The organism is Pelomonas dachongensis (assembly GCF_043555865.1).
GTDB lineage: Bacteria > Pseudomonadota > Gammaproteobacteria > Burkholderiales > Burkholderiaceae_C > Pelomonas > Pelomonas dachongensis.
In genome coordinates this window covers 316935-342630 of record NZ_JBIGHY010000006.1, presented here as the reverse complement: position 1 = coordinate 342630, position 25696 = coordinate 316935, and the positions used below count along the sequence as shown (strand labels likewise).

The following is a 25696-nucleotide window of genomic DNA, read 5'->3' as shown; positions in this document are numbered from 1 at the left end:
CTTCGCGAAGCGCATCACCACCCCCCGCGTCACGGCGTGACGCTACAGCGGCTGGCTTCCTAGACTGCCGGGCATGCAGTTCTTCCCCCGCCTTCTCTCCCTCGCCAGCGCCCTTCTTGCCGCCAGCGCCGTCCAGGCAGCACCGATCAGCCTGGGCCTGGACCCCAGCCTCAACCTGCTCGCCTTCGGCAACATGACCGTGGCCAGCAGCGACGTGGAAGGCCGCGTCGCCGTCGGCGGCAACGCGACGATCAACGGCTACTCCATCAACACCAAGACCGGCTCCAGCGCGCTGTACGACGGCACGGGGTTGACGGTCGGCGGCGCCCTCGCCTTCACCAACGGCACGGTCTGGGGTGGCGCCAGCGTCGGCGGCAGCTACACGCCCAACAACAGCGGCAACGTGATCGGCAGCACCACGCCGGGCGTCGGCTTCGCCTTCGCCAGCGAGAACCAGCGCCTCACGTCGCTGTCGTCCTCGCTGGACGCGATGGTCAACACGGGCAGCGCCGTTGACCAGTGGGGCACCCTGCACTTCAACGCGGCTGGCCAGATGCTGGCCGTGTTCGACATCCTTGCCGTTGATGCGCGCAAGAACCTGCAGATCGACAACCTGTTGGACGGCGCGCAAGTGCTGATCAACATCCACGGCAAGACCGTCGACTTCGGCAACCACGGCTACACCGGGTTCAACAAGGGCCAGGTGTTGTTCAACCTGCCCGACGCGACCAGCATCATCCTGAACGGCGGCATCAACGCGTCGCTGCTGGCCACGAACGCCAGCGTCGGCCAGGGCTGGGGCCAGATCAACGGCCAGGTGGTCGTGAAGGACTGGAACAGCAGCGTGCAGGTCAACGACGCGCCCATGCCGGCGCTACGCGTGCAGCGCCTGCCCGAGCCGGCCTCGCTGGCGCTGGTGGGGCTGGGCCTGCTCGCCGTGGGCGCCGCAAGGCAGCGCCGCCGGCGCTGATCCGCGCGTCAGCGGATGGGCGCCACCTCGCGCATGGCCTTCACGGCGCCGGCACCGACGGCCGCGCCGAAGCGCTTGGCCAGCCGCTCGGCGACGTTGTCCTTGGGCGTGTAGTCGACAACCTCTTCGGCCTTGACGACCTCACGGGCCACGTAGTCCAGATTGCCGAAGCGGTCGGCCAGGCCTTGTTGCACGGCCTGCTCGCCGTTCCAGAACAGACCCGAGAAGGTCTCGGGCGTTTCTTTCAACCGCTTGCCGCGGCCCTCGCGCACGACCGCGATGAACTGCTGGTGGATCTGGTCCAGCATGGCCTGCGCGTAGGCGCGCTGCTTGGGCTGCAGGGGGCTGAACGGGTCCAGCATGCCCTTGTTCTCGCCGGCGGTCAGCAGGCGGCGCTCGATGCCGACCTTGTCCATCAGGCCGGTGAAGCCGAAGCCGTCCATCAGCACCCCGATGGAGCCCACCACCGAGGCCTTGTCGACGAAGATCTCGTCGGCCGACGCGGCGATGTAGTACGCGCCCGATGCGCACATCTCCTCGACGACGGCGTAGACGGGTTTGTCGTACAGCTTCTTCAGCCGCCTGACCTCGTCGTAGACGATGCCGGCCTGCACCGGGCTGCCGCCGGGCGAGTTGATGCGCATGACGACCGCCTGGGCCGCCTCGTCCTTGAAGGCATCCCGCAACGCAGCCAGCAGCAGCTCGGCGCTGGCCTCGGAGTCGACGGCAATCTCGCCGCGCACCTCCACCAGCGCCGTGTGCGGCGTGGCCGTCGGCGTCACATGCCGTCCCTGCAGCCACAGGTTGTAAACCAGCAAGCCCGCCAGCAGCAGCCAGAACAGCCGGAACACCAGGCGCCAGCGTCGCTCGGCCCGGCGCTCGCGCAGGAAGTCGCGCGCGAGCGCGGCGAGTACCGGCTCGGCCTGAGACGAGACCATGGGTGGCACGCCGACAGGCTCTTGCATGGGAGGTGGCAGATCGTCGTTGGAGGTGGTGCTCATATCAGTCCTGGAAAGCAGGCTTGGTGTCTCGTGTCGGGTGCCAGTAGACCTCGCCATCACGCTCGGTCACGGCAATCTTGGTCAGGCGGCCGCGGGTGCAGGGGCCCATCACGCACAGGCCACTGAGCGGCTCGTAGACGGCGCCGTGGATGCTGCACATGATGTAGCGCCTGTCGCCGTCGAGGAACTCGCCCTCCTGCCAGTCCATTTCGGTCGGCACGTGGGCGCAGCGGTTCAGGTAGGCCACAGCCTGGCCGTCGAAGCGCAGCGCGAACGCGCGCACCGGCTCGCGCCATTGGATGACGTCGAAGCTGACCGCCTTGCCGCGCTCCTGCAGCTCCGCAGAAGCGCACAGCCGCTGCGGCGGGCTGGCGTCGTCATCAAGCATGGGCAATCAACCAGTCGTGCAGTTCGCGCGTCGAGTGCGCCACGAACAGCGGGTTGAACTCCGCGAAGGTCGCGTGGTCATGCGCGCCGAAGCTGACGGCCACGCACGGCGTGCCCGCATTGACCGCCAGCTGCAGGTCATGCGTGGTGTCGCCGATCATCAGCGTGCGCTCGGGCTCTACGCCAAACTCGCGCATCAGCTCCAGCAGCATCTGCGGATGTGGCTTGGAACGCGTCTCGTCGGCCGTGCGCGTGCCGTCGAACAAATGGCCCAGTTCGCTGGACGCGAGCACCCGGTCCAGGCCCACCCGGTTCTTGCCGGTGGCCACGGCCAGCCAGTGGTGACGCGCCTTCAGTGCTTCGAGCATCGCCAGGCTGCCTTCGAACAGCGACAGCTCGTGCTCCGAGGCCAGGTAGTGGTGGCGGTAACGCAGGCCCAGCTCCGGGTAGCGGTCCTCGGCCAGGCCTGGCACGGCATGCTCCAGTGCATCGCGCAGGCCCAGGCCGATGACGTACTTGGCACGCTCGAACTCGGGCTCGGGCAAGCCCAGGTCGACAGCAGCGCGCTGAATGCAGCGGGCGATCAGCGCGGTGGAGTCGAACAAGGTGCCGTCCCAGTCGAAGGCAATCAGGTCAAAGCGTTGGGGGCGGGCGGTCATGTCCGGATTGTCAGTCCAACCCTTGACCCTGCCAGACATGCTCCAGCTCAGAGGCGCTGCACTGACCGCCCCGCGTTGCCGCGCAGCTCCCGGGAGGCTTCAAATCAGCCGGTCACCGGGGGGAAACGGGGTCATGCTCTGGTAGATCACTGCGTGGCGAGCTAGCGAGCAAACAGCGGAGCGCCCGCCGGCGCCGTCCGGCTTCTTCCCTTGGCTACAGGGCTGTAGGGATGTAGAGCGGCTGCGCGCTCAGGTCTGAGCCGGCACGCTGGCCAGCGGCAGAAACAGCGTCAGGGCGGCGTCGGACAGCAGGATGAAGCCGTGGTGTTGGTAGAAGGCGCTGGCCTGCTCGTCCTTGGCGTCCACGAGCAAGGCATAGGCAGCGATCTCGGAGCGCTTGCAGCGGGTCAAGGCGTCCGCCAACAGCGCCCCACCCAGGCCTTGGCGCTTGAAGCCCAGATCCACGGCCAGGCGCCCCATGCGCACGGTCGGCAGGGCGCGGTAGCGGGGCAGCTTCTTGGTGACGGCGGCCGGCGGCTCGGCGAGCGGCACGCTGGCAGCAGCCAACGTGTAGTAGCCGGCGATGCGTCCATCGTCGCTGTGAGCCAAGAAGCAGGAAGCGACGCGGCGGCGCATATCTTGGCTGGCCTGCTCGGCCAGGTACCGGTTCAGGGCGGGGGTACCGCAATCAAAGCGGCTGCGGCCATGCGAGGCATTCAGCAGGGCGACTTCGAAGGGCGCAGGCGTCATTGCGCCTCACCGGACACGTCTCGCAGCAACGTACGGCGACGGGCGAGCGCGCGCTTCAAGGCGGGCGCAGCGGCGGGCGGCTCGAGCAGCGCCTGGGCAAAGCACTCCTGATCGGCGCGGGACAGGCGCAGCACCTGCGCCTGCTCGATGGCACGCTGGGCGGCATCCTGCACAGCGGCCACGACGAAGTCGGTCATGGTGCGGCCTTGCAACTCGGCCGCACGCTTGAGCAGACCGTGCAGGTCGGTGCTGATGCGGGCTTCCAGGCGGGCGCTGGCGGTGGTGGCGGAAGGCATGGTGATGATCTCCTGTCGCAATTGTACGGCTTATAGCCGTACAGAACCTGACCCAGGCCCAAAACCGCACATCGGGCTCGCTGGCAAGCATGGGCCGGCGCCGTTGGCCACATCGCTACAATACCGGCTCGTCATTGGGGAGTAGCCGTCCTGCGCACGCAGGAGCTCGCGTCAACACACTTGGTCCGATGGACCATGGCGCCAGCAGCTCCAGAGCCTGGCAAGACCTTTGACCACATCGCCTCCGGTAAGGGCCGGGTGGCGGCGTGGTCTTTGGTTTGGTGTCGGCCCTTTGGAGAATCTCTTGGAAGCTTTCCTGGTGTCCACCGGCGTCGTCGCGCTCGGTGAAATGGGCGACAAGACGCAATTGCTGGCCATCGTGCTGGCCGCCACCTTCCGCAAGCCTGTGCCCATCATCCTGGGCATCTTCGTCGCCACCGTTCTGAACCACGCCGCCGCCGGCCTGCTGGGCGGGTGGGTGGCCCAGGCGCTGGGTCCGGACGTGCTGCGCTGGGTGGTGGGCCTGTCCTTCCTGGCGATGGCAGTCTGGATGCTGATCCCGGACAAGCTGGACGACGACGAGGGCGCCGCGAAGCGCCAGCGCTTCGGCGTCTTCGGCACGACCGTCGTGGCCTTCTTCCTGGCCGAGATGGGCGACAAGACGCAGATCGCGACCGTCGCGCTGGCTGCGCGCTACCCCGAGGTGGTGCAGGTCGTTCTGGGCACGACGGTGGGCATGATGCTGGCCAATGCGCCCGCCGTGTTCCTTGGCGACAAGATCGCCGCCAAGGTGTCCATGCCGCTGGTCCATGCCATCGCGGCCATCATCTTCGCCGTGCTGGGCGTGCTGACGCTGCTGAACGTCGGTCGCATGTTCTGAGTCAGTCGGCCAGCAGGTCGCGGCACGGCGCCGGCAGCGGCGCCTCGCACGTCACTGTCTCACCAGTGGCCGGATGCTGGAAAGCCAACCGACGCGCGTGCAGGAACATGCGATCGAACTTCGCGGGGCCGCGGGCCAACTCGCGGTTGCGATCGAAGTCGCCGTATTTGGGGTCGCCCACGATGGCGTGGCCCGCCTGCTGCAGGTGCACGCGGATCTGGTGTGTGCGGCCGGTCTTGATGGTGACGTCGAGCAGGCTGAACTGCGCCGTGCGCTGAACGACCTTGACGAGGCTGATGGACCGCTTGGCTTCGGCCTCGTCGGCCTTGCCCGGCCGCACCCAGCGCTCGCCGTCGCTGCCGACGAACTTGACGAGCGGCACGTCGATGACCTTGAGCTTGGCCGGCCAATCGCCCCAGACCAGGGCGGCGTAGGTCTTGCCTGTCTCGCGCTCGCGCAGTTGGTCCTGCAGCGCCACCAGCGCGCTGCGCTTCTTGGCGATCATCAAGAGGCCCGACGTTTCCTTGTCCAGCCGGTGCACCAGTTCCAGGAACCTGGCCGTCGGCCGAGACCGGCGCAGCGCCTCGATGACGCCGTAGCTGACGCCCGAGCCGCCGTGCACCGCCACGCCGGCCGGCTTGTCGATGACCAGCAGGTGCTCGTCCTCGAACACGATGGGGAACTCCCGGGCCGGGGCGGCAGGCGCCTCGGCCTTTTCGGGGACACGCACCGGCGGGATGCGCACCTCGTCGCCGATCTCCAGCCGCGTGTCGGCCTGCGCCCTGCCCTTGTTGACCCGCACCTCACCGGCGCGGATGACGCGGTAGACGTGGGTCTTGGGCACGCCCTTGAGCTCGCGCAGCAGGAAGTTGTCCAGCCGCTGGCCGGCCGATCCGTCGTCCACGACCACATGGCGAACCGACGGCCGCACTGCGGGTTTGTCCGTACTCACCGCGGTACTCGCCCCCGTGGCAGGGGCCGCAGTGCGTGCCCCTATAATCCTTTTCACCACGTTGCTGCCGTAAGTGTTTGATTTTTCTGATTTTAGCGGCGACAACGGGGCGCTCGCGGGCCAGTCCTGCGGGCCACAACAGGCGATGCAACGCATCATGTGGCAGGCAGGCGGTTTCCCCAAGTGAAAGCGCGGTCGGCAGCACGGTGCGGCAGAGCGACGACACCCGGAACCCACCGGCCTCTCTTCGACAGCCCCCGCGGCCCGACGAGATCCGGTTGCCAGAACAAGGTTTTCACGGTGCGAGAGCAAGCGGCTGGATCAGCTGCAAAGGCTCGTGCCAGCGTCCAGCAGTCCCACGCGGATGAGTCTCTTCCTCCCCTTCCCGCTGCGCCCCGCCGCTCGACCCCAGCCAGAAGCTGTGGCGGTCGTGCGGCCTGGCGCCTTGGCGTGCGGCCAGGTGGAGGCAGGTCTTTCCCGCGCGGTCGGCCGGTCGCATGCGCCAACGCCGCTCGCCGTCTGACCTCACGTCAGAAACCCGAGCGGTCCAGGGCACTCCTTCCACGGTTTCCACGCTCGTCGCTCGTGCGTCTTGAACGCCACCTGCGGGTGGCATGACGTGGCGCGTTCCCGCACGGAACGCGCGAAGGAGTAATGACATGAAACGCATGCTGATCAATGCGACGCAGCCGGAAGAGCGGCGCCTCGCGATCGTTGATGGCCAGAAGCTGCTGGACTTCGAGACCGAAATCGAAGGCCGCGAACAGCGCAAGGGCAACATCTACAAGGCCGTCGTGACGCGCGTCGAGCCGTCGCTTGAAGCCTGCTTCGTTGACTACGGCGAGGACCGCCACGGCTTCCTGCCGTTCAAGGAAATCTCGCGATCCTTCTTCCGCGAAGGCACCGACGTCAAGAACGCAACCATCAAGGACGCGATCAAGGAAGGCCAGGAACTGCTGGTCCAGGTCGAGAAGGAAGAGCGCGGCAACAAGGGCGCGGCGCTGACGACCTTCGTGTCGCTGGCCGGCCGCTACCTGGTGCTGATGCCCAACAACCCGCGCGGCGGTGGCGTGTCGCGCCGCATCGAGGGCGAGGACCGCGAAGAGCTGAAGGAAAACCTCGACCAGCTCGAGTACCCCAAGGGCATGAGCCTGATCGCCCGCACTGCCGGCATCGGCCGCTCCGCCGCCGAGCTGCAGTGGGACCTGAACTACATGCTCAAGCTGTGGTCGGCCATCGACGACGCGAGCAAGGGCGGCAAGGGCGCCTACCTGATCTACCAGGAATCCAGCCTGGTGATCCGCGCGATCCGCGACTACTTCACCGCCGACATCGGCGAGATCCTGATCGACACGGACGACCTGTTCGACCAGGCCCACCAGTTCATGAACCACGTGATGCCCGACCAGGGCCATCGCGTGAAGCGCTACCGTGACGACGCGCCGCTGTTCAGCCGCTTCCAGATCGAGCACCAGATCGAGACGGCCCACAGCCGCACGGTGAACCTGCCCTCGGGCGGCGCCATCGTCATCGACCACACCGAAGCGCTGGTCTCCGTCGACGTCAACTCGGCGCGCGCCACCCGTGGCGGCGACATCGAGGAAACCGCCACCCGCACCAACCTCGAAGCGGCCGACGAGATCGCCCGCCAGATGCGCCTGCGCGACCTGGGCGGCCTGATCGTCGTCGACTTCATCGACATGGAGGAGAGCAAGAACCGCCGTGACGTGGAACAGCGCCTGCGCGACGCGCTGCGCAGTGACCGCGCCCGCGTGCAGTTCGCCTCCATCAGCAAGTTCGGCCTGCTGGAGATGAGCCGCCAGCGCCTGCGCCCGGCGCTCAGCGAAGGCAACCACATCACCTGCCCGCGCTGCAACGGCACCGGCCACATCCGCGACACCGAGTCGAGCGCGCTGCAGATCCTGCGCATGGTCCAGGAAGAGGCCATGAAGGACAACACCGCCGCCGTGCACGTGCAGGTGCCGGTGGAGGTCACCTCGTTCCTGCTGAACGAGAAGCGCACCGAGATCACCAAGATCGAACTGAAGCAGCGCGTGACCGTGCTGCTGGTGCCCAACAAGCACCTCGAGACGCCCAACTACAAGCTGGAGCGCCTGCGCCACGACGACCCGCGCCTTGAGAACCTGCAAGCCAGCTACACCATGGTGCAGGAGCCGGACGACGAGGTCGGCATCACGCGCCGCGGCGACATCGAGAAGAAGAACAAGCAGGAGCCGGTCATCAAGGGCATCCTGCCCGAGCAGCCCGCACCCGTGGCCGCACCGGCGCCCGCGCCGGTCGTTGCCCCTGCCCCTGTGACGGTGGTGGCTCCGCCGCCGCCCGCACCGACGCCGGCACCGGCACCTCAGGGCTTCTTCAGCCGCCTGATCGGCTTCTTCACCGGCGCACCGGCCCCGGCCCCCGTGCCGGCAGTCGAAGCCCCGGTGGCCCCGGCACCGGCCACGACCGACAAGCCCAAGCGCGAAGGTGGCCGTGACGGCCGCCGCGACGGTGGCCGCCGTGGCGAGCGCGGTGAACGTGGCGAACGCAGCAGCGAAGGCCGCCGCGACGGCCGCCGTGATGGCAAGGACGGCAAGCCCGCCGAGGCGCGTGGTGAACGCGCCGAGCGCGGCGACCGCAAGTCCCGCAACGAGGGCGGCGACAAGCCCGAACAGCAGCAGCGCCCCGAGCGTGCGGAACGAGCCGACCGCGGTGAGCGCGGTGAGCGCCAGGACCGTCCGGAGCGCGGCGAACGTGGTGAGCGCGGTGAGCGTCGCCCGCGTGGCGAACGCGCCGAGCGTCCGCAGCAGGCACCCGAGGCTGTCGAGGCCCTGGCCGCACCGCTGACGGAAGTCCAGGCCGCCCTGCATGACGCGCCGCCCGCCTTCGTCGACAGCCAGGCCGATGCCGCGCTGCCCCTGGCCGCCGGTGACACGCCGGCCGGCGAGGAGCGTTCGGGCCGCCGCCGCCGCCGCCGTGGTGGCCGCGACCGCGACGACCGCGCCCCCGGCGCGGAAGGCGCTGAAGGCACGGAAGCTGGCGCCGAAGTGCCGGCCGAGCAGGGTGACGCCGGCGTGCCGGTCGGCGCCGAAGCCGCACCGGCTGCCGTGAACCCCGAGGGCGATGACGCCACCGAAGGCAATGACCGCGAGCCGCGCCGCCGCCGTCGTGGGGGCCGTGGCCGCCGCGAGGAAGGTGCCGTCGACGGGCAGGATCCGTCCGTCAGCGCCGAAGCGTCAGAGCCTGTCGAGGCCGCCGCGCCGCAGCAAGCCTCGCTGATCGAGAGCGCGATGGCCAGCGCCGATGTGCCGACCCCGGCTCCGGCGCCGGTCGCCGTGATCGCTCCGCCGCCGCCGGCGCCCGTACCGGCAGCCGCGCCGGCTGTCGAGGCCTTCAAGCTGCCGATGGGTGAACTGCAAGCCATCGCCGAAGGCGCCGGCCTGTCGTGGGTCAACTCCGACGCCGACAAGATCGCCGCCGCACAGGCCGCCATCGCTGCCGAGCCGGCCCCCGCGCCGCTGGGCCGCGAGCCGGCCCCGATGGTGGTGGTCGATGAAGGCCCGCTGGTGCTGGTCGAGACCCGCAAGGATCTGAGTCAGGTGAAGCTGCCTTTCGAGGCTTGATCACCTCGCGCTGACCCGCCCCCGAACGCCGCCGGCTACACGCCGCGCGGCGTTTTTTGTTTGTCGGATGGCTACCAAACAGTCGCTCGCGAACGGCACGGTGAGCGCGGCAACGAGCGTCAGCTTGCCCTTCGGGCTGATGAGTCCGCCGATGCATGCGCGCCGCCTGCAAAGACTCATCACGATGGCGGCGCGCTCGCCCGCCAGTCACTGTCCAGCAACCGCTGCGGACCCAGGACGTCGAGCCCGTACCAGGTCCGGGTGGCGCCGCCGTACGCTTGAATCAAGGCGCCAAAGCCCGCGTTCGAAGATCGCGAGCCGTGAGCGCCCCGGTGACCACGCGCGGGAGCGCGGGCGATCTAGCGCGGCGGCGGGTGCTGCGGGCGTTCTGAGGGCGTTCTGAGCCCGTCTGGCTCAGAAGGTTTCCCACTCGCCAGAGTCCGCGGTGGCGGGCGCTGCGGCCTTGGTGGGCGGCAGCCGGGTTTCGCGAGGTGCCGGTACCGGCGCCACCACCGCCGGGCGAGCGGCCGGTTTCTTGACCGGGGCAGATCGGCTGATCGGCCGTGGTGCCGGTGCCGGGGCCTGGCTTGGTGCGCGAGGCACGACGATGGCAGCAGCACCGGCGCCCGGGACGCGGAAGCTGCTGACGACCTCGGCCAGACGGTTCGCCTGCTCGCGCAGGCTGATCGCGGCAGCCGCGGACTCCTCGACCAGCGCGGCGTTCTGCTGCGTCATCTGGTCCAGCTGGCTGATCGCGCCGTTGACCTGGGCGATGCCCGAGCTTTGCTCGCCGCTGGCCACGCTGATCTCGCCAATGATGTCGGTGACGCGCTGCACGCTGGTGACGATCTCGCCCATGGTCTCGCCGGCCGTGGCCACCAGGCGGGAACCGGAGTCGACCTTCTCGACGCTGGTGCTGATCAGGGTCTTGATCTCCTTGGCGGCCTCGGCACTGCGCTGCGCCAGCAGCCGCACCTCGCCCGCCACCACAGCAAAGCCGCGGCCCTGCTCACCCGCGCGGGCGGCCTCCACGGCGGCATTCAGCGCCAGGATGTTGGTCTGGAACGCGATGCCATCGATGACACCGATGATGTCGCTGATCTTTCTGGAGCTGGCGTTGATCTCGTCCATGGTCGAGACGACCTGCGACACGACCTCGCCCCCCCGCTGCGCCACGGCCGTGGCGGAGCTGACCAGTTGGTTGGCGGTGGTGGCGGAGTCAGCGGTGTTTCGCACCGTGCCGGTCAGCTGCTCCATGCTGGACGCGGTCTGCTGCAGGTTGCTGGCCGTCTGCTCGGTGCGGCTGGACAGGTCGGTGTTGCCGGTCGCGATCTCCGAGGAGGCGGTGGCGATGCTGTCGGTAGCGCTGCGCACGTTGCTGACCATGCGCGACAGCGACGCGTTCATCTGGCCCAGCGTGTTCAGCAACTCGCCGAATTCGTCGTTGCGGTCGGCACTCATGCTGCGGGTCAGGTCGCCGTCGGCGATGGCCTTGGCGAAGTCGACCGCTGTCTGAAGCGGCTGACGGATCGCGCGCACCAGCGCGCCCGCGACGAACATGCCCAGGCCGATCACCACCAAGGCGCCGATCGAGCTCCACAGCAGCAGCCCCCTCTGCGCGTCAGCGGCGCTGGCCTGGGCACGTTCGTTCTTGTCCTTCTGCAACTTGGCGAACTCGTCGATGGCGCCCAGGTAGGCCGCCACTGAGGGCACGTATTCCTTCTGGACCATCTCCCGGGCACCCGCTTGGTCCCCTGCAGCGCCCAGTTCCCGGGCCTTCTTGCTGGCCGCCAAAAGCACACCGCCGTTGGCCTTGATCTTCTGCATCTGGGCTCGGTCAGCCTCGGACGTGGCGAGCTCGGTGATCTGCTCGCGCAGCTTGATGACGCGCGCGGTGTCGTTGGCCAGGTTGTCCTTGAACATCTCCGCGACGCTAGGATCACTGCTCACCGCCGAGGCCATGCTGCGGGTCACGGTCGCCTCGGTCATGCCTTTCCAGACGGCCGACTTCTCGATCAGGTCATGGCTCGCGTTGACCGCCACCATCGCCTCGGAATGGACGCTGCTGGCGCGCTTGAGCGTGAAGCCGGAGATCACCAGCATGGCCGTCATCAGCAGCAGGATGGCACCCCAGAGCTTGCTCGAAACGCGCAGATTGTTCAGGTTCATTGGTCGGTCTCCGTCAGGCAGCGTCGGACTGGACGCCCATGCAACGGCCCGGCAGCAGGGACGCGGGCCAGAGGCCCGCAGACGGCCCGCATGCGCTGGCAGCGCGGCCACTGTCGCATGTGGCGGCGCCGCCGCGTGCTGGCTCCGACGCGAGTCCAGAGGCTTTTCGCGCAGCAGTTCTCGCTTGTCCAGCTCCGACCCGGTCCGGTCGACACCTGCTCCACCCGTGCGCCGTGACGCGGCCGCTGAGATACGCTTCGCCCCTGCCCCCTCCAGACCGGACGCCGCTCGGCCACAAGCCGGCGGCGTCATCACATCAAGCGCCCCATCCCAAGGCCCATGACCACCTCTGCCCTCCCCGACCCGGCCGCCGCTGCGGCGCGCCCAGCGGCCCAGATGCCGCGTCAGATTCCCTACATCATCGGCAACGAAGGATGCGAGCGCTTCAGCTTCTACGGCATGCGCAACATCCTGACGGTGTTCATGATGACCAGCCTGCTGCTGGCCATTCCCGAGGATTTGCGCAAGGCCGAGGCCAAGGAGGTGTTCCACACCTTCGTCATCGGCGTGTACTTCTTCCCGCTGCTGGGTGGCTGGCTGGCCGACCGCTTCTTCGGCAAGTACCCCACCATCTTCTGGCTCAGCCTCGTCTACTGCGCCGGCCACGCCTGCCTGGCGGTGTTCGAGAACAACATCAAGGGCTTCTACTTCGGCCTGTTCCTGATCTCGCTGGGCTCGGGCGGCATCAAGCCGCTCGTCACCAGCTTCGTGGGCGACCAGTTCGACAAGAGCAACCGCTCGCTGGCGCAGAAGGTGTACGACGCCTTCTACTGGATCATCAACTTCGGCAGCTTCTTTGCGTCGCTGCTGATGCCGGTGATCCTGAAACACTACGGCGCCAGCGTGGCCTTCGGCCTGCCGGGCATCCTGATGGCGCTGGCCACGCTGATCCTGTGGAGCGGCCGCAAGAAGTACGTGCACCAGCCGCCACGCGGCGCCAACCCGCACAGCTTCCTGTGGGTGGTGTGGACGGCGCTGAAGGCCGGCGGGCTGGGCATGGGCGTGGCTGCCGTTGGCCTGCTGCTGGCGGCCTTCTCGCTGAGCCAGATGGCCAGCCTGGGTTTCGTCGCGTCGGTGTGCCTGGCGCTGGTGCTGGTGATGGGCTTCGGCGGCGTGGGCGCGTCGCTGCAACTGGACCGCGCACGCGGCATCCATCCCGACGACGCCGTGGACGGCGTGCGCTCGGTGCTGCGTGTGCTCGTGCTGTTCGCGCTGGTCACGCCGTTCTGGTCGCTGTTCGACCAGAAGGCGTCCACCTGGGTGTTGCAGGCCGACCAGATGGCCAAGCCCGCCTGGTTCCAGTCGTCCATGATGCAGGCGCTGAACCCGCTGCTGGTGATGATCCTCATCCCCTTCAACAACCTGGTGCTGTACCCGGCGCTGCAGCGCATGGGCCTGCGCGTGACGCCGCTGCGCCGCATGGGCGCGGGCATCGCGCTGGCGGGCTTCGCGTGGATTGCGGCGGGGATGCTGCAGCTGTGGCTGGATGCGGGCGACACGGTCACCATCGTCTGGCAGGTGCTGCCCTATGCGCTGCTGACGCTTGGCGAGGTGCTGGTGTCGGCCACCGGCCTGGAGTTTGCCTACAGCCAGGCGCCGCAGTCCATGAAGGGCACCATCATGGCGTTCTGGAGCCTGTCGGTGACGGTCGGCAATCTTTGGGTGCTGCTGTCCAACGTCAGCATCAAGAGCCCCGGTGCGCTGGCCGCCATCCAGTCCAGCGGCTACAGCGAGACGGCCTGCCTGATGTTCTTCTTCGCCGGCTTCGCCCTGTTGGCGGCACTGCTGTTCGCGCTGGTGGCACGGCGCTACCCGATGCTGAACAACTACCGCGACTGAATCCACGCCGTCGGGTGAAATTCCCCACGCCGTACACGCGCTGAAACCCGCCTTCTCGCCCTAGGATGCCGCCCGGCTGCCAGCCCGGCGGCATCTCTGCTTTTGACGGGATCGCACCTTGACCATTTCTCCGCTCCGTATCGCGCTGGCCGTCGCCGCCCTCGGCCTGCACCTGGGCAGCGCCGCCGCCCAGCCCGCCGCCATCAGCTTCGACATCACGCCGCGCGCCGGCCAGCATCAACGCCAGTTGATGGACATGCAGATGCTGATGAAGACCCGCGTGGAGGCCGGTCCGGACGCCACCGAGGAGCAGCGCGCGAAGATCGCGCAGGCGCAGCAGCAGATGGCCCAGATGGGGCAGATGAAGATGGGCCTCCGCATGGAGCAGACGCTGAAGGTCGGCCAGCCCGACCAACAAGGCTGGCTGCCGATGACGGTCGCCGTGGTCGGCAAGGGCGGCCAGATCGAGGTCGGCGGCAACCAGATGCCGTTGCCGCAGGACAAGAAGATGGACCTGAGCGTCGACGCCCGCTTCAACCCGCAGGACTTCGCGTTCGAGATCACGCAGGTGCAGGGCGCGACCGGCGTCGACGAGATGCTTCGCACCAAGGGCGCCGGCATGCTCACCGAGGCCTTGCAGCTGGCCAAGGTGCTGAGCCAGCGTCCGCTGAAGGTGGGCGAGAGCGTGGACGTGCCGATGAGCATGGCGCTGCCCATGCCCATCCCCGGCGGCGCCGGCAAGATGGACAGCAAGGTGCGCTACACGCTCAAGCGTGTGGACCGCGGCGTGGCCTACTTCGACCTGGCCATGGACATGCAGATCGATGCGAACACGCCGCTGCCTGACCCGGCCGCTTCTGCAGCCTCTGCGGCCGACGCCGCGCCCGCGGCGCCCCAAGCGATGAACATGCAGCTGACGGGCACCGGCAAGGGCAGCAGCACGCTGCGCCTGGCGGACCGACTGGCGCTGAGCACCCAACTGGACATGGACATGAAGATGGAGATGCAGGTCCCCAACAACAGCCGCGTGTTCATGGACATGCAGATGAAGATCCAGTCGAAGGGCGAGGCGCTGGGCAAAGCGGTGGGCAAGCCCGCCGCGGCGCCTGCCAAGAAGAAGTCCTGAAGCCGGCACACGCCACCCGGGGGTCATGATGAGCAACGCCCGCCCGCCGCGACCCTACGTCGATCCCACGTCGGCAGCGGCCGACGCCCTCGGGGGACCACCACCGCCGCCCGAGCCCACGCCCCAATGGCAGCAGGCGTCGGCACGGCCACGCGCCGCCGCGCGTCCGCGCCCGGCGCCCCGGCCTGCGCCCACCACCGGCTATGCCACGCGCCACTGGCGCGGCGAACTGAGTCTGGCGCGCAGCTTCTGGGTCAACAACCTGCTGCTGGCCACACCGCTGGCGATGGCGTTGACAGCGCTGATGGGCTGGATCAGCGTCAAGGGCGACTCCCTCCAGATCAGCGCCATCACGGTGCTGCTGGGCATGCCGCTGCTGGTGGCGCTGAACGTCTGGTGCCTGGTGGGCGCCTGGCGCGCAGCCAGCCACTACCTGCGCGAGCACGGCTCGCTGCTGTGGGGCTGGCTGGCGCGCCTCGTGCTGATGCTGGGCGCGCTGCAGCTGGCGGTGTCTGTGGCCTTCGGTCTGTTGCCGCGCCTGGACGAGTTCTGGACCCTGGCACGCGGCATCGACCCGCTGGGCCAGGCCAAGTTCACTTTCTCCGCCGACGGCCGCAGCCTGCGGCTGGAGGGCGCCATCGGCATGGGTGACGGCGAGCGCCTGAACGCGCTGCTGGCCAGTGACGCGGCACGCGGCCTCAAGCGCGTGGAGCTGAGCTCGCCCGGCGGGCGCGTGCGCGAGGCCGAGCGCATGGCCGATGCGCTGAAGCAGCGTGGCCAGGCCAGCCGGGCCGTGGGCACCTGCGCCAGCGCCTGCACGCTGGTGTTCCTGGCCGGCCAGCCGCGCCAGCTGGCGCCCGAGGGTCAACTCGGTTTCCACCGCGCGTCCACCGGCACCTACAACCCGGTGTTCGACGAACTGGCCAACCAGCACCTGGCCGGCAGCTACCGGCGCCTGGGCCTGCCCGAGCGCCTGATCGACAAGACGCTGGACACCCCGTCACGCAGCATGTGGTTCGCGCCACGCGCCGACCTGCTGGCCTATGGGCTGATCGCTGCGTCCCCGCAGACGCTGGCCGTGCCGCTGCCCGCAGCCGGCCCCGAGACCACGCAGGCCGACTTTGACGACGCACTGCGTCAGCATCCGGTCTGGGCTGCCGTGGAGCGCCGATATCGCGGCACCGTCGAGCAGTCGGCGCAACGCATGTGGCAGGCCCGCGAGGCCGGGGCCGACGACGAGATCGTGCAGATCGCCGCGCTTGGGCCGCTGGCCCTGCAGATGCCAGACCTGCTCAACGGCACCGCGCCCCTGCAGCGGCGCCGCTACGTGCAACTGGTGTCTGACCAGCTGAAGGCCCTGCGCGCACCGACCTGCCGCGCGCTGCTGGACGGGCAACTCGCCGTGCGCTCGACTCTGCCGCTGGAGCTGCAGGCCCGCGAGGCCCAGTGGATCCTGGAGGCCACGCTGGGCGACCCGCCGCGCTGGCTGCCCCGCCCGCCCAGCGCCATCGAAGTCGAGGTGCTGGACCGCACCGCCGGCCGCGCAGCACTGGGCCTGCTGTCCCGCCTGTGGGCGGACACCCCGGGCGCGCCCTCCGCCGGTGGCTCCGGCTGCGACGGCGTGACCGCGCTGCTGGACCGCCTGGCGGGTCAGCCGGCGGCGCGCCGCCAGCTGGCCGAGAAGCTGCTGTTCCAGCCGCCGCGCTGAACCCGCCTGTGGCGGGTCAGTCGCGCTCGACGACGACGAAGGCGACCGCGTAGTCCTGCTCGTCGCTGACCGTCACATGGGCTCGCAGGCCTCGGGCCTCGAACCACGCGGCCAGCTCGCCATGCAACGCGATCTCGGGCTTGCCGCTGGGCGCCTTGACGACCTCCATCGCGCGCCATGTCATCGGCATGCGCATCCCCATGCCGATGGCCTTGGAGAACGCCTCCTTGGCTGCGAAGCGCGTCGCCAGGTAGGCCTCGCCGCGCGCGGCCACCTTGGCGCTGCGCTCGCGGAACACCGCCAGCTCGTGCGGGCCGAGCACCTTCTCGGCAAAGCGCTCGCCGCGCCGCGCCAGCGTGACGCGGATGCGGCGGATGTCGCAGATGTCGGTACCGATGCCGTAGATCATGAGAGTGTGATGACGAGGTTGCGAATGGGCTGGCCGTCGAGCAGGAAGTCGGTCTCGCCGACGACGTGGCCGCCCTCACGGGCATAGAAGCGCAACGCGCCTTCGTTGCCATCCCACACACTGAGCCACAGCGAGTGCTGAGGCCAGGTCTGGCGCGCGGCGGCCAGCAGCTGCGCGCCCAGGCCCCGGTTCGTGCACGGCGGCGCCACGTAGAGCCGTTCCAGCTCGGCCGACGCTGCGGCCGGCACCGGCGCCGCTGCGTCGCGCCTGAGCTGCGCCAGACCTTGCAGTGCGCCCCGCTCTTCCAGCACCCACAGCACGCGGGCCGGGTCCGCGATCAGACGCTCAAACGCGGCCGGCACGAACGACTCGCTCAGATAGGGCAGGAAGCGGTCTTCAACGCCGGCATCGGCATAACTGTCCAGCCACACCCACTGCGCCAGCGCGGCCAGGCGGGGCGCGTCGTCCGCACACGCCCGGCGCAAGGTCATGTGTAGGCCGTCGCGATCACGCGCTGGTAGGCCCGCACCGTCTCCGCGTAGCCCAGCTCCAGCGCGTCGGCAATCAGCGCGTGGCCGATGGAGGCTTCCAGCACACCCGGCACGTGGCGCAGGAACACGCTGAGGTTGTCGCGGTTCAGGTCGTGGCCGGCGTTGATGCCCAGCCCCACCTTCAGCGCCGCCTCGGCCGTGGCGGTGAAGCCGGCCAGCACGGCCTCCTGGCGCGCGCTGCCGAAGGCACTCGCGAAGGTTTCGGTGTACAGCTCGATGCGGTCCGCGCCCAGCTCGGCCACCGCAGCCATCGCAGCGGGGTTGGGGTCCATGAACAGGCTGACGCGCACGCCCAGGTCCTGCGCTTCGCGGATCAGCGGCTGCAGGCGTGCGCCATCCTGCGGCAACGTCCAGCCATGGTCGGACGTGAACTGGTCTTCCGAGTCGGGCACGAACGTGACCTGGTGCGGGCGGTGCTTGCGCACGAAGTCCATCAGGTTCTGCGTCGGGTTGCCCTCGATGTTGAACTCGGCCTGCGGCCAGTCCTTCAGGAACGCGGCGAGGTCGTCGACGTCCTCGGCGCGGATGTGGCGCGCATCGGGCCGGGGATGGACGGTGATGCCTTGCGCGCCGGCCAGCAGGCAGTGCTCGGCCGCGCGCAGCACGCTGGGAATTCCCAGATGCCGGGTGTTGCGCAGCAGCGCGACCTTGTTGACGTTGACCGACAGCGCGCAGCGGGCGCCGGCATGGGCGAAGGGGTTCATCAGGTCAGGGCTCGAGCAGTTGTTGCACGTCGACCATCAAGGCTCGCGTGCGCAGGGTCTGGTGGCCAAGATGGTAGTGGAGCAGCCCCCGCAACGTCGTCTTCAGGCCTTGCGGGGCCGCCGCGCAGGCCTGGCGCAGCGCTGCAGGGCTGCCGTGCAGCAGCGCGGCCTGCAGCTGAATCAGCAGCGCGCCAGGCAGGCTGGCATCGCTGGTGGGCGGGATGACGCCGGACTCGGGCGACAGCTGATAGCGCCGCGCCGGATCGACAGCCGCCTGCGTGGGCGTGACGACGCTGAGGTCGGGCAGCAGGCCCAGTTCGGTCAGCAGCTTCAGCTCGAAGGCGCGCAGCACTTCGTCACCCTCGGACAGATGGGCGAGCGCGTCCGCATAGGCGTCGAACAGCGCGGGATGCGGATCGTGCCGCGCCAGCAGCTTCAGCAGCAGCTCGTTCAGGTAGTAGCCGGAGAACAGTGCGGCGCCAGCCGGCAGCGTCGCGCCGCCGCCCCACTCGGCGCTGCGCAGCGTCTGCACCTCACCGCCCTCGGTCTTGGCGGGCTTGCTCAAGGAGACGCTGATGCGCTGCAGCGGCAGCAGCACGGCGCGCAGCTGCGAGTACGGCCGCTTGGCGCCCTTGGCCGCGACGGCGACGCGGCCGGACTCGCGGGTGAACAGGTCGAGGATGAGGCTGGACTCGCTCCAGTCGTGCTGGTGCAGCACATAGGCCGGCTGGACCGTCGGCGTCCGGGCGGCGCTCACGCGTTCACTCGTAGCCGTAGCTGCGCAGATGCTCTTCCGTGTCCGCCCAGCCCGAGCGCACCTTGACCCACAGCTCCAGGAACACGCGGCCGTCCATCAGGTGCTCGAGCTCCTGGCGGGACTCGGAGCCGATGCGCTTGAGCCGCTCGCCACCCTGGCCGATGATCATGCCCTTGTGGGCGTCGCGCTCCACGACGATGCTGGCGCTGATGCGGCGCAGCTCGCCCTCCTCTTCCCACTTGTCGATGATGACGGTGGACGTGTAGGGCAGCTCGTCGCCGGTCAGGCGGAACAGCTTCTCGCGGATGATCTCGCTGGCCAGGAACTTCTCGCTGCGGTCGGTCAGCGCCTCGCCGTCGTAGAACCAGCCCTGCTCGGGCAGGTAGGGCTTCAGGATCTTGAAGAGGCGCGTCACGTCGGCCTCCTTCTTGGCCGACAGTGGCACGAACTCGGCGAAGTTGCGGCGTTCCTGCATGCCCTTGAGCCAGGGCGCCAGCTCCGCGCGGCGGTGCACGGCATCCAGCTTGTTGGCGATCAGCACCACGGGCCGGTCCTCGGGCAGCAGCGCCAGCACCTTGGCGTCGTCCAGCCCGAAGCGGCCGGCCTCGACGACGAACAGCACCAGGTCCACGTCGGCAAGCACGCCGTGCACGGTGCGGTTGAGCGTGCGGTTCAGCGCCGCGTTGTGCTTGGTCTGGAAGCCCGGTGTGTCGACAAAGACGAACTGCGCCTCGTCGACCGTGCGCACGCCGGTGATGCGGTGGCGCGTGGTCTGCGCCTTGTCGGAGGTGATGCTGACCTTCTGGCCCACCAGCGCGTTCAGCAGCGTGGATTTGCCGACGTTGGGGCGGCCCACGATGGCGATGAGACCGCAGCGTTGGGCGGGCCCTTCGGCGACCGGTGTGGCGGGAGGAGCTGCGTCGGTGGTCATGATTTGCCTCGTTCGGCGGTGAGTCTGTCCAGGAGCCGGCGCGCCGCCTCCTGTTCGGCGGTGCGGCGCGAGCGCCCCTCGCCCAATTCGGCCACATCCAGCGCCGGCACGGCGCATTCGACCTCGAAGGTCTGCGCATGGGCCTGGCCGCGGGTGGCCACGATGCGATAGCTCGGCACCGCGATGCGGCGGGCCTGCAGCCATTCTTGCAGCGCGGTCTTGGCGTCCTTGCCGAAGTCACCAGCGCTGGCGGACATGGCAATCGTCTCGCCCAGCAGCCGGCGCACGATGGCCAGCGCGGCTTCGTAGCCCGAGTCGATGTAGGCCGCGCCCAGCACGGCCTCGACAGCGTCCGCCAGGATGGACGGCCGGTGCGCGCCACCGCCCCTGGCCTCGCCGTCGGACATCTTCAGCACCTCGGGCAGCCCCAAGGCCAGGCCGAGCTTGTGCAAGCTGTCTTCGCGCACGAGGTGGGCTCGCACACGCGTGAGGTCGCCTTCGTCGGAGCCGGCATCGCGCTCGTACAGCAGGCTGGACACGGCCAGGCTGAGCACGGCGTCGCCGAGGAATTCAAGGCGCTCGTTGTGGTCGGCGCCGTAGCTGCGGTGGGTCAATGCCCGCGCCAGCAGTTCGGGTCGCTGGAAGCGATGGCCCAGGCGGCGCTGCAGGTTGTCGAGCGCAGCGTTCATCGTCGCGGCAGCAGCGTCAACGCGACGTGCCGCGGTACTTGATCAGCAGATGGACCGGCCCGAACAGTTCGATCTCCTTGTCCCAGCCGAACTCGATGACCACCTGGTCGTTGCCATCCTTGCTGATGGTCAGGTCACTGCCGGAGATGCTGACGATGGAGTATTCGACCTGCTTGGATGTGTCGAACTGCTGGCGCACGGCCGGCACGGTGGACGGGTTGGCCGCGGCGATGCGGTCCACGACGCGCTTGACCGTGTAGTACTCCAGCACGGTCGGGAACACCTTCATCGCCACCACGGCCGAGACGGCAATGACGGCGCCCCAGAACAGCAGGCCGATCAGCGTGAAGCCACGCTGCGGACGGAAGGAAGGCGTGTTGCGGCGGCGAAGGGTCATCGGTGGCTTCAGTCGAAGAAGGTGAAGACGCGCTTGAGGTTACCGAAATTCATCCACACCATGAAGGCCTTGCCGACGATGTTCTCGTCGGGCACGAACCCCCAGAAGCGCGAGTCGCGCGAGTTGTCGCGGTTGTCACCCAGCATGAAGTAGTGACCGGCCGGCACCTTGCAGGTCACCCCTTCGATCGTGTAGCGGCAGTTCTGCTGGAACGGGAACGGACCGTCCGCACGGTCGGCGCGGAAGAAGCGCTGGGCGTCGGGCTGCACCAGGATCTGGTGCTCCTTGTCGCCGAGCTTTTCCAGGAAGCGCTGGCGGTAGACCCGCGCGTCCTCGTCGTAGAAGTTGCCCTGCGGTTGCAGCGGCGCCAGCTGGCCGTTGATGTAGACCTTCTGGTTGACGTAGCTCACCTCGTCGCCCGGAATGCCGGCCACGCGCTTGATGAAGTCCGTGCTGGGGTCCTCGGGGTAGCGGAACACCATCACGTCGCCGCGCTTCACATCGTTGTTGGCAATGATCTTCTTGTTGATCACCGGCAGCCGGATGCCGTAGTGGAACTTGTTGACCAGGATGAGGTCGCCCACCAGCAGCGTCGGCACCATGGAACCCGACGGGATCTTGAACGGCTCCGCCAGGAAGCTGCGCAGCAGGAACACGACCAGGATCACCGGGAACAAGCCCGCGGTCCAGTCCAGCCACCAGGGCTGCTGCAGCAGTTGCTGGCGCGCGGGCTCGATGTCGCCGTCCACGCGACTGATGCCCTGCGCCGCCAGGGTCTCGCGGCGCTTGGCATCGTTGCTGACCAGCGCCTGCGCCGCGCGGGCCCGCGCCGGCGCGAAATGGAAGCGCTCGGCCAGCCAGTACAGCATCGTGACTGCCGTCAGGATGAACAGCAGCAATGCGAAGTTGCCCGACCAGTAGCCGGTGTACCAGCCGCCCAGGTAGGCCACCAGGGCCGCATACAAAACACCGGTGAGTGCGCTCATCGATTCAGGGAATGGGGTTAATCGTCGACCTGCAGGATCGCGAGGAAGGCCTCTTGCGGCACCTCGACCGAGCCGATCTGCTTCATGCGCTTCTTGCCGGCCTTTTGCTTTTCCAGCAGCTTGCGCTTGCGGGTGATGTCCCCGCCGTAGCATTTTGCCAGCACGTTCTTGCGCAGCGCCTTGATGTTCTCGCGGGCGATGATGTTGGCGCCGATGGCGGCTTGGATGGCCACGTCATACATCTGGCGCGGGATCTGCTCACGCATCTTGGCGGCCACGCCGCGGCCGCGGTACTGACTCTGGCTGCGGTGCACGATCATGGACAGCGGATCGACCTTGTCGCCATTGATCAGGATGTCGACCTTGACGACGTCAGCGGCACGGTATTCCTTGAACTCGTAGTCCATGGAGGCATAGCCGCGCGAGACGCTCTTCAACTTGTCGAAGAAGTCCAGCACGATCTCGGCCAGCGGGATCTCGTAGGTCAGCATGACCTGCTTGCCGTGGTAGGCCATGTTCAGCTGCACGCCGCGCTTCTGGTTGGCCAGCGTCATGACGACACCGACGTAGTCCTGCGGCATGTACAGGTGCACCGTCACGATCGGCTCGCGGATCTCCTTCATCGCGCCGATCTCGGGCATCTTGGACGGGTTCTCGACCTGGATGACCTCGCCGGTGTTCAGCTCCACCTCGTAGATGACGCTGGGCGCGGTGGTGACGAGATCCTGGTCGAACTCACGCTCCAGACGCTCCTGCACGATCTCCATGTGCAGCAGGCCCAGGAAGCCGCAGCGGAAACCGAAGCCCAGCGCCTGGCTCACTTCGGGCTCGTAGCGCAGCGACGAGTCGTTCAGGCTGAGCTTCTCCAGCGCGTCGCGCAGCTGGTCGTACTCGCTGGCCTCGGTCGGGTACAGCCCCGCGAACACCTGCGGCTGGATTTCCTTGAAGCCGGGCAGCGCCTCGGTCGCCGGACCGTGGTTGTTCGGCAGCTTCTTTTCCAGCGTGACGGTGTCGCCGACCTTGGCCGCGGCGAGTTCCTTGATGCCGCAGATGATGAAGCCCACCTCGCCGGCCTTCAGCGCCTCTCGGTTCTCGCTCTTGGGCGTGAACACGCCCAGGTGATCGATCGGGTACACCGTGTTGGTGTTCATCATGCGGATGCGCTCGCCCTTGCGCAGCTCGCCGTCCACCATACGCACCAGCATGACGACGCCGACGTAGTTGTCGAACCAGGCGTCGATGATCATCGCGCGCGGCGGCGCGTCGGGGTTGCCGCGCGGCGGTGGCATGCGGGCGATGACGGCCTCGATGATCTCGTCGATGCCCATGCCGGTCTTGGCCGAGCAGGGAATCGCGTCGTCGGCGTCGATGCCGATGACGTCCTCGATCTCGGCCTTGGCGTTGTCCGGGTCGGCGGACGGGAGGTCCATCTTGTTCAGCACCGGCACGACCTCGACGCCGAGGTCCAGCGCCGTGTAGCAGTTGGCGACCGTCTGCGCTTCCACGCCTTGCGATGCATCCACCACCAGCAGCGCGCCCTCGCAGGCCGACAGCGAGCGGCTGACTTCATACGAGAAGTCCACGTGCCCCGGCGTGTCGATCAGGTTCAGGTTGTAGACCTGACCGTCCTTGGCCTTGTACTGCAGCGCTGCAGTCTGTGCCTTGATGGTGATGCCGCGCTCGCGCTCCAGGTCCATCGAGTCCAGCACCTGCGCTTCCATCTCGCGGTCGCTCAGCCCTCCACAGCGCTGGATGATGCGATCGGCCAGCGTGCTCTTGCCGTGGTCGATGTGGGCAATGATGGAGAAGTTGCGGATGTGGTTCATGTTCGGAACTGCGTTCGGCACTGCGGAGGCGGCGTCATCAAACGCTGCAGCCCCGGCTCACGTCGCGGCCGCGACGCGAAGGCCCGCAAAGGCCTTGCCGAAGATAAAAAAAAGGCACGTCGAAGAGGTGACGCGCCTTCCAACAAAAGGTATGGCAACTGCTTGTTGGGCCTTCATTGTAGCCAAAAGCATCGGCCGGGAAACCGCACCAGCATTGGTTTCCCGGCCGTTGCAGTCCGCCAACAAGGATTTTCATCCACAGGTTATTCACATGTTCTTGTGGATCACCTGTGGATCAAACCCTGCCGTCATCCAGCCTGCTGGATTCCTGCACGAGGCACCGTCTTTTGCAGCGCGTCTGGTCATGATTTTAGCGGCTGGCGCGAACAATCCACGTTCACAACCAAAAGTTAGCAGGCGCCAACTTTCGTCTGCGGTGGACAACCTGCCCGGCAGGGGTCGCCGGGCTTGCCGCATCGCGGAAAGCCCGACTGGCCGGCCGAGTCTTCCGCTTTACTTGCCCGGCTTGAGCAGCACGAAGTTGACGATGTCGTCGCGGCGCACCAGCAGATTGATGACCTTGGCCTTCGCGGCCTTGGCAATCTGAGCCTGGAAGCCCTTGACCGTCTCGACGTCGACGTTGTCGACGGCCAGGATCAGGTCGCCCTCGCGCAGACCGGACCGCGCGGCAGCGCCCGTAGCACCGTCGACACGCACGCCGCCCTTGACCTTCAGGTCCTTGCGCTGCGCTTCCGTCAGCTCGGACACCTTCAGGCCCAGCGCCATGCTGGGCGCATCACCCGCAGCGGAGTCTGCGTCGGGCGTTGCGCCGCTGCCGGCACGGCGGCTGCGCTCGTCCTCGGCCATCGTGACCACCAGGTCCTTGTAGGCACCGCGGCGGAACACGGTCAGCGTGGCCTTGGCGCCGGGCTTCACCGTGGCGATGAGGCGGCGCAGATCGGCAGCCTTGTCGACCGTCTTGCCGTCGACCTTCGTGACGACGTCGCCGCCCTCCACGCCCGCCTTCTCGGCCGGGCTGCCGGCGATGACGTTGCGGATGATGGCGCCCTGCGGCTTGCCCAGGCCGATCGCCTCGGCGACTTCCTTGCTGATGTCGTCAGGCAGCACGCCCAGGTAGCCACGCACGACCCGACCGCCCGCGCGCAGTTCGTCGGCCACGCGGATCGCGTCGCCGATGGGGATCGCAAACGAAATGCCCATGTAGCCGCCGCTCTGGCTGTAGATCTGCGAGTTGATGCCGATGACCTCGCCGCGCATGTTGACCAGAGGGCCGCCCGAGTTGCCGGGGTTGATGGCCACGTCGGTCTGGATCAGCGGCAGCAGGTCGCCCGTGTCGCGCTGCTTGGCGCTGATGATGCCGGCCGTGACGGTGTTCTCCAGCCCGAACGGCGAACCGATGGCCATGACCCATTCGCCGACCTTGGCTTTGTTGCTGTCGCCGACCTTGACGACCGGCAGGCCCGCCGCCTCGACCTTGACGACCGCCACGTCGGAGCGCTGGTCGGCGCCGATCAACTTGGCCTTCAGCTCGCGCCGGTCCGTCAGCGTGACGAACACCTCGTCGGCGCCCTGCACCACGTGCGCATTGGTCAGCACATAGCCATCGGCGCTCAGGATGAAGCCCGAGCCGACGCCGCGGCGCGTGGGCGCGTCATCGTCGTCACCCGGCGCACCGCCCCGCGGCGCACCGCGGCGCTGGTTGGGCACCGGCAGGCCGAAGCGGCGCAGCAGTTCCTGCATCTGCTCGTTGGCCTCGGCCTGGCCCTCCGGCACGCGGACCTTCTCGGACGTGCGGATGTTGACGACGGCGGGGCCGACGCGCTCGACCACTTCGCTGAAGTCCGGGAGCTCGCGCGCCTGCGCTTCGAAGGCGGGCTGCCCCAGCACAACGGTCAGTGCCAGGGCCGTACCCGACAGCAGGGAGCGCGCACGGGCGCGGAAGACAGGGTTCTCAGCGTGCATAAGGACTTCCGGGTTGGAAAGGGCTAGGACAACAAAAACGGAT

23 protein-coding genes and 1 riboswitch are annotated in these 25696 nt (G+C 68.2%); of the genes, 6 read left to right on the top strand and 17 right to left on the bottom strand.

Annotation, left to right across the window (positions count from 1 at the left end; translation table 11 throughout):
- The first annotated feature begins 73 nt into the window (after window positions 1-73).
- On the top strand, window positions 74-970 hold the full coding sequence (locus ACG02S_RS18080; RefSeq protein WP_394471872.1) for a choice-of-anchor A family protein: 897 nt from the start codon (window positions 74-76) through the stop codon (window positions 968-970).
- A gap of 8 nt (window positions 971-978) precedes the next feature.
- On the opposite strand, the gene ACG02S_RS18075 is transcribed toward ACG02S_RS18080, so the two are convergent.
- The 5 genes from ACG02S_RS18075 to ACG02S_RS18055 all read right to left on the bottom strand — a co-directional run bounded on the left by ACG02S_RS18075 (window position 979) and on the right by ACG02S_RS18055 (window position 4063).
- Window positions 979-1971: a S49 family peptidase gene (locus tag ACG02S_RS18075; protein ID WP_394471871.1), complete on the bottom strand. Its 993-nt coding sequence runs from the start codon at window positions 1969-1971 to the stop codon at window positions 979-981.
- A 1-nt stretch (window position 1972) separates the two neighbouring features.
- Window positions 1973-2359 (bottom strand): Rieske (2Fe-2S) protein, encoded by a 387-nt coding sequence (locus ACG02S_RS18070; RefSeq protein ID WP_394471870.1) that lies wholly within the window; start codon window positions 2357-2359, stop codon window positions 1973-1975.
- Window positions 2352-3017 carry an HAD family hydrolase gene (locus ACG02S_RS18065; protein WP_394471869.1) on the bottom strand — a complete coding sequence of 222 codons (666 nt, stop codon included), beginning with the start codon at window positions 3015-3017 and terminating at the stop codon, window positions 2352-2354. The genes ACG02S_RS18070 and ACG02S_RS18065 overlap by 8 nt, the downstream gene beginning before the upstream one ends.
- Before the next feature lie 249 nt (window positions 3018-3266).
- Window positions 3267-3767 (bottom strand): GNAT family N-acetyltransferase, encoded by a 501-nt coding sequence (locus ACG02S_RS18060; protein WP_394471868.1) that lies wholly within the window; start codon window positions 3765-3767, stop codon window positions 3267-3269.
- The gene (locus tag ACG02S_RS18055) at window positions 3764-4063 is read right to left on the bottom strand and encodes a type II toxin-antitoxin system TacA family antitoxin (RefSeq protein ID WP_394471867.1); all 300 of its coding nucleotides are present in this window, start codon (window positions 4061-4063) and stop codon (window positions 3764-3766) included. Before ACG02S_RS18055 ends, ACG02S_RS18060 begins: the two co-directional genes overlap by 4 nt.
- Window positions 4064-4186: 123 nt before the next feature.
- Window positions 4187-4357, top strand: a riboswitch (yybP-ykoY riboswitch).
- A 10-nt stretch (window positions 4358-4367) separates the two neighbouring features.
- On the opposite strand from ACG02S_RS18055, the gene ACG02S_RS18050 reads away from it, so the two are divergent.
- Window positions 4368-4943 carry a TMEM165/GDT1 family protein gene (locus ACG02S_RS18050; protein WP_394471866.1) on the top strand — a complete coding sequence of 192 codons (576 nt, stop codon included), beginning with the start codon at window positions 4368-4370 and terminating at the stop codon, window positions 4941-4943.
- Between the two features lies 1 nt (window position 4944).
- On the opposite strand, the gene ACG02S_RS18045 is transcribed toward ACG02S_RS18050, so the two are convergent.
- The gene (locus tag ACG02S_RS18045; RefSeq protein ID WP_394471865.1) at window positions 4945-5952 is read right to left on the bottom strand and encodes an RluA family pseudouridine synthase; all 1008 of its coding nucleotides are present in this window, start codon (window positions 5950-5952) and stop codon (window positions 4945-4947) included.
- Between the two features lie 602 nt (window positions 5953-6554).
- Between ACG02S_RS18045 and ACG02S_RS18040 the strand changes: the two genes are divergently transcribed.
- On the top strand, window positions 6555-9518 hold the full coding sequence (locus ACG02S_RS18040) for a ribonuclease E/G (RefSeq protein WP_394471864.1): 2964 nt from the start codon (window positions 6555-6557) through the stop codon (window positions 9516-9518).
- A gap of 414 nt (window positions 9519-9932) precedes the next feature.
- Here the strand turns inward: ACG02S_RS18040 and ACG02S_RS18035 are convergent, their stop codons facing one another.
- Window positions 9933-11687 carry a methyl-accepting chemotaxis protein gene (locus tag ACG02S_RS18035; RefSeq protein WP_394471863.1) on the bottom strand — a complete coding sequence of 585 codons (1755 nt, stop codon included), beginning with the start codon at window positions 11685-11687 and terminating at the stop codon, window positions 9933-9935.
- Window positions 11688-12026: 339 nt separating this feature from the next.
- Between ACG02S_RS18035 and ACG02S_RS18030 the strand changes: the two genes are divergently transcribed.
- From ACG02S_RS18030 to ACG02S_RS18020, 3 genes are all read left to right on the top strand, one after another.
- Window positions 12027-13586: a POT-type proton-dependent oligopeptide transporter gene (locus tag ACG02S_RS18030; RefSeq protein ID WP_394471862.1), complete on the top strand. Its 1560-nt coding sequence runs from the start codon at window positions 12027-12029 to the stop codon at window positions 13584-13586.
- A gap of 118 nt (window positions 13587-13704) precedes the next feature.
- Complete coding sequence (locus ACG02S_RS18025) at window positions 13705-14712, top strand: hypothetical protein (protein ID WP_394471861.1); 1008 nt, start codon at window positions 13705-13707, stop codon at window positions 14710-14712.
- Between the two features lie 28 nt (window positions 14713-14740).
- On the top strand, window positions 14741-16420 hold the full coding sequence (locus ACG02S_RS18020; RefSeq protein WP_394471860.1) for a hypothetical protein: 1680 nt from the start codon (window positions 14741-14743) through the stop codon (window positions 16418-16420).
- Window positions 16421-16436: 16 nt separating this feature from the next.
- On the opposite strand, the gene acpS is transcribed toward ACG02S_RS18020, so the two are convergent.
- The 10 genes from acpS to ACG02S_RS17970 all read right to left on the bottom strand — a co-directional run bounded on the left by acpS (window position 16437) and on the right by ACG02S_RS17970 (window position 25653).
- Window positions 16437-16829 carry a holo-ACP synthase gene (acpS, locus tag ACG02S_RS18015; RefSeq protein WP_394471859.1) on the bottom strand — a complete coding sequence of 131 codons (393 nt, stop codon included), beginning with the start codon at window positions 16827-16829 and terminating at the stop codon, window positions 16437-16439.
- Entirely contained in the window at window positions 16826-17320 is a 495-nt protein-coding gene (locus ACG02S_RS18010) for a GNAT family N-acetyltransferase (protein WP_394471858.1), read from the bottom strand. The genes acpS and ACG02S_RS18010 overlap by 4 nt, the downstream gene beginning before the upstream one ends.
- Entirely contained in the window at window positions 17317-18084 is a 768-nt protein-coding gene (locus ACG02S_RS18005) for a pyridoxine 5'-phosphate synthase (protein WP_394471857.1), read from the bottom strand. Before ACG02S_RS18005 ends, ACG02S_RS18010 begins: the two co-directional genes overlap by 4 nt.
- A 4-nt stretch (window positions 18085-18088) precedes the next feature.
- Window positions 18089-18841: a DNA repair protein RecO gene (recO, locus tag ACG02S_RS18000; protein WP_394471856.1), complete on the bottom strand. Its 753-nt coding sequence runs from the start codon at window positions 18839-18841 to the stop codon at window positions 18089-18091.
- A 4-nt stretch (window positions 18842-18845) separates the two neighbouring features.
- Window positions 18846-19772, bottom strand: coding sequence for a GTPase Era (gene era, locus ACG02S_RS17995; RefSeq protein ID WP_394471855.1), 927 nt, complete (start codon window positions 19770-19772; stop codon window positions 18846-18848).
- Window positions 19769-20461 carry a ribonuclease III gene (gene rnc, locus ACG02S_RS17990; RefSeq protein ID WP_394471854.1) on the bottom strand — a complete coding sequence of 231 codons (693 nt, stop codon included), beginning with the start codon at window positions 20459-20461 and terminating at the stop codon, window positions 19769-19771. The genes era and rnc overlap by 4 nt, the downstream gene beginning before the upstream one ends.
- A 16-nt stretch (window positions 20462-20477) precedes the next feature.
- Window positions 20478-20858 carry a DUF4845 domain-containing protein gene (locus ACG02S_RS17985; protein WP_394471853.1) on the bottom strand — a complete coding sequence of 127 codons (381 nt, stop codon included), beginning with the start codon at window positions 20856-20858 and terminating at the stop codon, window positions 20478-20480.
- A gap of 8 nt (window positions 20859-20866) precedes the next feature.
- Complete coding sequence (gene lepB, locus ACG02S_RS17980) at window positions 20867-21844, bottom strand: signal peptidase I (RefSeq protein ID WP_394471852.1); 978 nt, start codon at window positions 21842-21844, stop codon at window positions 20867-20869.
- Window positions 21845-21861: 17 nt separating this feature from the next.
- Window positions 21862-23670, bottom strand: coding sequence for a translation elongation factor 4 (lepA, locus tag ACG02S_RS17975; protein WP_394471851.1), 1809 nt, complete (start codon window positions 23668-23670; stop codon window positions 21862-21864).
- 513 nt (window positions 23671-24183) lie between these two features.
- Window positions 24184-25653, bottom strand: a complete 1470-nt coding sequence (locus ACG02S_RS17970; protein WP_394471850.1) for a Do family serine endopeptidase — start codon at window positions 25651-25653, stop codon at window positions 24184-24186.
- Window positions 25654-25696: the final 43 nt, after the last annotated feature.

What these genes read in the sequence shown, in the direction of transcription:
- lepB (WP_394471852.1), bottom strand. Translation starts at nt 21,844, where the DNA reads ATGAGCGCACTCACCGGTGTTTTGTATGCGGCCCTGGTGGCCTACCTG.
- ACG02S_RS18080 (WP_394471872.1), top strand. Translation starts at nt 74, where the DNA reads ATGCAGTTCTTCCCCCGCCTTCTCTCCCTCGCCAGCGCCCTTCTTGCC.
- ACG02S_RS18065 (WP_394471869.1), bottom strand. Translation starts at nt 3,017, where the DNA reads ATGACCGCCCGCCCCCAACGCTTTGACCTGATTGCCTTCGACTGGGAC.
- lepA (WP_394471851.1), bottom strand. Translation starts at nt 23,670, where the DNA reads ATGAACCACATCCGCAACTTCTCCATCATTGCCCACATCGACCACGGC.
- ACG02S_RS17985 (WP_394471853.1), bottom strand. Translation starts at nt 20,858, where the DNA reads ATGACCCTTCGCCGCCGCAACACGCCTTCCTTCCGTCCGCAGCGTGGC.
- era (WP_394471855.1), bottom strand. Translation starts at nt 19,772, where the DNA reads ATGACCACCGACGCAGCTCCTCCCGCCACACCGGTCGCCGAAGGGCCC.
- ACG02S_RS18035 (WP_394471863.1), bottom strand. Translation starts at nt 11,687, where the DNA reads ATGAACCTGAACAATCTGCGCGTTTCGAGCAAGCTCTGGGGTGCCATC.
- ACG02S_RS18055 (WP_394471867.1), bottom strand. Translation starts at nt 4,063, where the DNA reads ATGCCTTCCGCCACCACCGCCAGCGCCCGCCTGGAAGCCCGCATCAGC.
- ACG02S_RS18030 (WP_394471862.1), top strand. Translation starts at nt 12,027, where the DNA reads ATGACCACCTCTGCCCTCCCCGACCCGGCCGCCGCTGCGGCGCGCCCA.
- acpS (WP_394471859.1), bottom strand. Translation starts at nt 16,829, where the DNA reads ATGATCTACGGCATCGGTACCGACATCTGCGACATCCGCCGCATCCGC.
- ACG02S_RS18040 (WP_394471864.1), top strand. Translation starts at nt 6,555, where the DNA reads ATGAAACGCATGCTGATCAATGCGACGCAGCCGGAAGAGCGGCGCCTC.
- ACG02S_RS18005 (WP_394471857.1), bottom strand. Translation starts at nt 18,084, where the DNA reads ATGAACCCCTTCGCCCATGCCGGCGCCCGCTGCGCGCTGTCGGTCAAC.
- rnc (WP_394471854.1), bottom strand. Translation starts at nt 20,461, where the DNA reads ATGAACGCTGCGCTCGACAACCTGCAGCGCCGCCTGGGCCATCGCTTC.
- ACG02S_RS18010 (WP_394471858.1), bottom strand. Translation starts at nt 17,320, where the DNA reads ATGACCTTGCGCCGGGCGTGTGCGGACGACGCGCCCCGCCTGGCCGCG.
- ACG02S_RS17970 (WP_394471850.1), bottom strand. Translation starts at nt 25,653, where the DNA reads ATGCACGCTGAGAACCCTGTCTTCCGCGCCCGTGCGCGCTCCCTGCTG.
- ACG02S_RS18020 (WP_394471860.1), top strand. Translation starts at nt 14,741, where the DNA reads ATGAGCAACGCCCGCCCGCCGCGACCCTACGTCGATCCCACGTCGGCA.
- ACG02S_RS18060 (WP_394471868.1), bottom strand. Translation starts at nt 3,767, where the DNA reads ATGACGCCTGCGCCCTTCGAAGTCGCCCTGCTGAATGCCTCGCATGGC.
- ACG02S_RS18075 (WP_394471871.1), bottom strand. Translation starts at nt 1,971, where the DNA reads ATGAGCACCACCTCCAACGACGATCTGCCACCTCCCATGCAAGAGCCT.
- ACG02S_RS18070 (WP_394471870.1), bottom strand. Translation starts at nt 2,359, where the DNA reads ATGCTTGATGACGACGCCAGCCCGCCGCAGCGGCTGTGCGCTTCTGCG.